This is a genomic window from Paraburkholderia sp., from assembly GCF_034668105.1.
In the GTDB taxonomy this organism is placed as follows: domain Bacteria; phylum Pseudomonadota; class Gammaproteobacteria; order Burkholderiales; family Burkholderiaceae; genus Paraburkholderia.
The window spans coordinates 1-4300 of the sequence record NZ_JAXDPY010000127.1 but is presented as its reverse complement, the minus strand read 5'-3'; the positions used below and the strand labels follow the sequence as shown (position 1 = coordinate 4300).

4 protein-coding genes are annotated in these 4300 nt (G+C 64.5%); 1 reads left to right on the top strand and 3 read right to left on the bottom strand.

The window, feature by feature from the left end; genetic code table 11:
- The 3 genes from QOC89_RS06020 to QOC89_RS06010 all read right to left on the bottom strand — a co-directional run.
- Positions 1-419 (bottom strand): DUF3540 domain-containing protein (locus QOC89_RS06020; RefSeq protein WP_416340362.1); only part of this gene is annotated, 419 nt, incomplete at its 3' end.
- Positions 420-421: 2 nt separating this feature from the next.
- On the bottom strand, positions 422-1519 hold the full coding sequence (locus QOC89_RS06015) for a pentapeptide repeat-containing protein (protein WP_323044190.1): 1098 nt from the start codon (positions 1517-1519) through the stop codon (positions 422-424).
- A complete protein-coding gene (locus QOC89_RS06010) occupies positions 1516-4035 on the bottom strand; it encodes a DUF2169 domain-containing protein (RefSeq protein ID WP_323044189.1) in 2520 nt (839 codons plus the stop codon). Before QOC89_RS06010 ends, QOC89_RS06015 begins: the two co-directional genes overlap by 4 nt.
- 20 nt (positions 4036-4055) lie before the next feature.
- On the opposite strand from QOC89_RS06010, the gene QOC89_RS06005 reads away from it, so the two are divergent.
- Positions 4056-4274 carry a hypothetical protein gene (locus tag QOC89_RS06005; RefSeq protein ID WP_323044188.1) on the top strand — a complete coding sequence of 73 codons (219 nt, stop codon included), beginning with the start codon at positions 4056-4058 and terminating at the stop codon, positions 4272-4274.
- Positions 4275-4300 lie beyond the last annotated feature (26 nt).

Sequence of the window (4300 nt, the reverse complement as noted above, 5' to 3'; positions counted from 1 at the left end):
CCGTGCCGCGGACCGCTGCCGCAGACCGCCACCCGGTCGCGGATCGCAGGCGTGATCAGGCAACTGAACGCGCGCTTGCAGGTGAGCAGTGCGCCGTCGTCGCCGGTGACCAGAAAGACGTCGTCGTGCAGGACGGCGATCACCGTGCCGACGCTGTTGTGCGGGTGTTCGTTGAGGTCGGAGCGTTCGAGCCGTTCGAGCCGTTCGAGGCGTTCGAGCCGTTCGAGCCGTTCAAGGCGTTCGGTCGGTTCGAGAGCTTCGAAACTTTTGGCATGTTTGGTGCGTTCAGCGAGTTCGACACATTCCGCACGTTTCGCACGTTCGACATGTTCTCCGCATCCAGCACGCGCGATAAGCTCGACACGTTCGACACCTGTGTCAGGCTCCAGCACGCGCCGTTGCGCTGTGGTCGTTGTCATGACTAGGGCTGCTCCTTGATGAATGTGTGCCGGCGGCGCGCGTCCCGGTGTCTCGACCATTCCTGCGCGGCGAGGAGGGCCGGCTCGGCGCCGATCACGCCCGGGCGGCCCGGCGAAGTTGCCGGTTCGGCACCTTGCGCTCCGTGGAAAGAAGTGCGCGCGAACGCGGCTTCGTGAAAGTCCGCACCGGCGAGTTGTGCCTGCGAAAAGTCAGCCGCGTTCAGGCGAGTCCGTGCGAACCGCGCGTGCGCCGCATCCGCGCGTTGAAAGACGGCCCCGCGCAAATCGGCATCCGAGAAATCGGTGTGCTGCGCGCGCGCGTCGACCCAGATGCTGTTCTCCAGCTGTGCATGAGCGCAACGTGCATGACCGACGCTCGCACCGAAGAAAACGGCCGACGGCGCGTGCACCTGCTCAAGCACCGCGTAGTCGAGTCTCGTGCCCTGAAAATTGCAGTGGGACAGGTTGGCCGACGTGAAGTCGGTTCGACTGAGATCGGTGGCGATGAACTGGCAGCGGACGAACGTCTGGCCGTTCAAACGCTGCCCGCTCAGATCCGATTCCGTGAACACGACGCGCTCGAATTCCGTGCGCGCGAAGCCGACGTCACGCAGATCGAGCCGATAGAAGAAGCACCGTTGCAGACGCGCAGCGGAGAAGTCGGCACCACGCAAAGGCGTTTCGTCAAAGAAGCCCTGATCGATTTGCACGCCGTCGAACCGGCATGCATCAAGCTCTGCATGCAAACACGCCAGGCGCGCGGCACGCATCGCGCTGAAACGGCTGCCGCTCGCACGCGCTCCGCTCAGACGGCAGTCGTCGAGCAGACAGCCGGACAGATCCGTGCCGCTCAGCGCTCCGTTGATGAAGACACTTTTCGACAGATCCGCGCCGCGCAGGTCGACGCCGGTGAACAGGCAGTCGGTGAAGACGCACTCGGCGAGGCGCGCCTGCGCAAGCCGGGTCCCGTCGAACGTGACCTTGTCGAAGATGCCGCCCGACAGATCGCACGCGTCGAGCGCCAGTGCACCGATCGTGCGGTTGCCGATCGCTTCGCCGTTGCGCACGGCCTGCTGCAATTGTTCACGCGCGGACATCATGCGGCTGCCTTGCGTAACGGATGAAACACGGTCTGCTCGAGGTAGGCATGGTCAAGGCGCGTGGATGCATCGATCGATGCTTCGGCAAGATTGGCGCGGAACAGATTCGCTTCGTCGAAGTCGGCGTCGTGCAGCATGGCGCGGCGCATTTGCGCGCCGATCAGGTCGGCGCCGGCGAGGCTGGCGCCGCTCAGGTCGGTGCGAACCAGATAGGCGCCGTCGAACTTCGCATCGCTCAGGTCGGCTTGTTGCAGACCGGCATCCGAGAAGTCGCATTGGCTGATCGTTGCGCCGTTGAACCGTGCGTTGCGGGCCTGCGTATGCCGCAGATTCACTTCGGTCAGCGACGCCCGTGAGAAGTCCGCACGTTCGAGTACGGTGTCTTTCGCGAAACACGCTTTGCGAAGCCGCACGTGGTCGAAACGGATCTGCTGCGCAACGGTTTCGACCAGGCCGAGACCGTCGATGTCGGCGGACGTGAAGCCGACACGTTCGAGCCGGCACTGAATGAACGCAAGCTTGCGGATCGTCGCCGCGCGGAAGGTCACGTCGGTCAACGTCTGCTCCATGAAGACCAACTCGCTGAGCGCGGCTTCCTCGAAATCGACCGCTTCGAAGCGGCAGCCGCTGAACTGGACGCGTCTTGCCGAGGCACGCCGCGCGTTGCAGTTTTGCCAGACCGCACGTTCGAACAGACTGCGATCGAGGACGGCTTCGCTGAAGTCGGTTCCGTCGCAGTCGGTGAGCGAAAGATTGGCGCCTGAGAGATTGGCCTTGGCGAAGGTGGTCCCGGCGAGTGCGGCGCGTACGATGACCGCGTCGCGCAAGTTGGCGCCTGTCAGGTCGGCGTTGCTCAGGTCGGCGCTTTCGAGCAGCGCGCCGGCGAGGTCCGCGTCGCGCAAATTCATCCCGCTCAGATCGGCGCCGGTGAGGTCGAGGCCGGCGAGCGATTCGCCACGGCTATGACCGGCGGCAACGCGCTCGCGCAGTGCCGCGGACGACGTAGCGTCGAGGCGTGCCGCGGCCTCCTGATAGTGGGCCGACTGTAGATAGGACGCACGCAGTCTGCGCTCGGCCTCCCGTTCCTGTTCGAGCACCTCGGGCAGTGCAGGGTGCTGCGCGCGATTGCTCGCGAAAGACTGGGGAGGTCCCCGTCTTGCCGCAGCGTTCCGGCTCGCGGCGAGTTCCGGGTGCTCGGCCTCGATCCGCTGCCGCGTCTGTTCGAGCGCGGCCAACTGAGTCTCGGCGAATTTTTCGTTGCGCTCGACAAACTCGGCCAGTTCGTCGAGACGCGGTGGGCGCGTAGCCAGCACTTCTGGCGCAGAGATGACGACCCCGGCAGCGGCCGCCTGGCTAACTTGCTCGTGGGCGCGTTGTTGCAGATTGCGTTGCAAAGCGCTGATTGGCGGTTCGGCTTGCGCGTTGCGCGCGTGTTCTGCGTCGCTCTCTGCGGCTAGCAAGGATTGCGGTGCGAGGTCCAGGTCGCGCAGTGCGTGCAACGCGCCGCGCTTGTTGTCCATGCGCAGATCGAACACACGGCGATAATGCGCGTCGTTGCGTGGTTCGCTATGGCATTCGGCGGCGAGCAGCAGGCACGCCACGTCTTGCGCGTCGAATTCCTGGACCGGCGCCGTGCCGTGAAAAATCATGATGGCCCGTTCGCGGTGTGGAATGAACCATACCGTCGTCAGCCGCATCGCGACTTCGGTCAGGTTCGACTCGCGGGTCCGCTGCAAGAAGCAACGCGCGCGCAGAGGCGGCAACGTACCGGCCAGGATCGGGCGCTCCGGATGCATATGGGTCAATTCATACGCGGCACCCGGCGCGAGCGAGGCGAGGTGAGGGAATTGCTGATCGGTCGGCGCGACGTTGAAATAAGCAGGATGCATCGTGCGCGGAAAGCCTGGGCAATCCTCTTCGCGCCACTGCGAATCCATCTCGCCATATAGCGCGCTGCGTTGCGGCCAGTCAGCGGCGATCGGCGTGAAAGCCGCCGGAGCCGTGCCGCGTTCGCGTGTGGCGGCCGGCGCGTTCGGATAGGTCATTTGTGGAAGCAGCAGTGCGCTTCGCTGCGCACTTGTGGGAAAACCGATACCACGTGGATTCTCGGCATAGCCTGGGCCGCCATAGGCCAGCGACCAATCGAGCGGCAAGCATTCGAACGGCGCGGCATGCGACGGTGTATCGCCGTTCCACTCACGCGCGCCCGACACTCGCAGTTGCTTGTCGAGCCCGGCGAATCGAATGCCGACGCGGCACGTATGAGCCGCATCGCAATACTGGCCATAGGCGCGCCCCGCTACCAGAAACTCGGGATGCTGTTTCGGCAGCGCGGCGTCGAGTGCATAGACGCCCAACTCGCTGCCAACCGTATTCCACAGTTCAGACTCGCTGACGAGGTGGGGCACGTCGCCGAGCGACACCATCAGCGGTATCGCGATACCGAGATGCTCGTGGCCGGCCTGCCGATAGTTACGGGTCAGAATGCCGACGGGGGTGGGTTTGATGATTTTCATCGGATCGCTGGCTTCAGAATGTGACCGAAAAACCGACGGTCGAGTACGACACGCCGGTCGCACTGACGCTTGATCCGGTGCTGCTGACCGACGATCCGGTGCTAGACACCGAACTGCCGGTTGCGCCCACCGCCGACCCGGTCGCGCTGACGCTGGACCCGGTCGCGTTGACGCTAGATCCGGTGGCCCCGACGCTCGAGCCGGTGATCGAGACGACCGAGCCGGTCATGAAGAGTTGAGCTGTGGCGATACCTGTTTGCAAGCC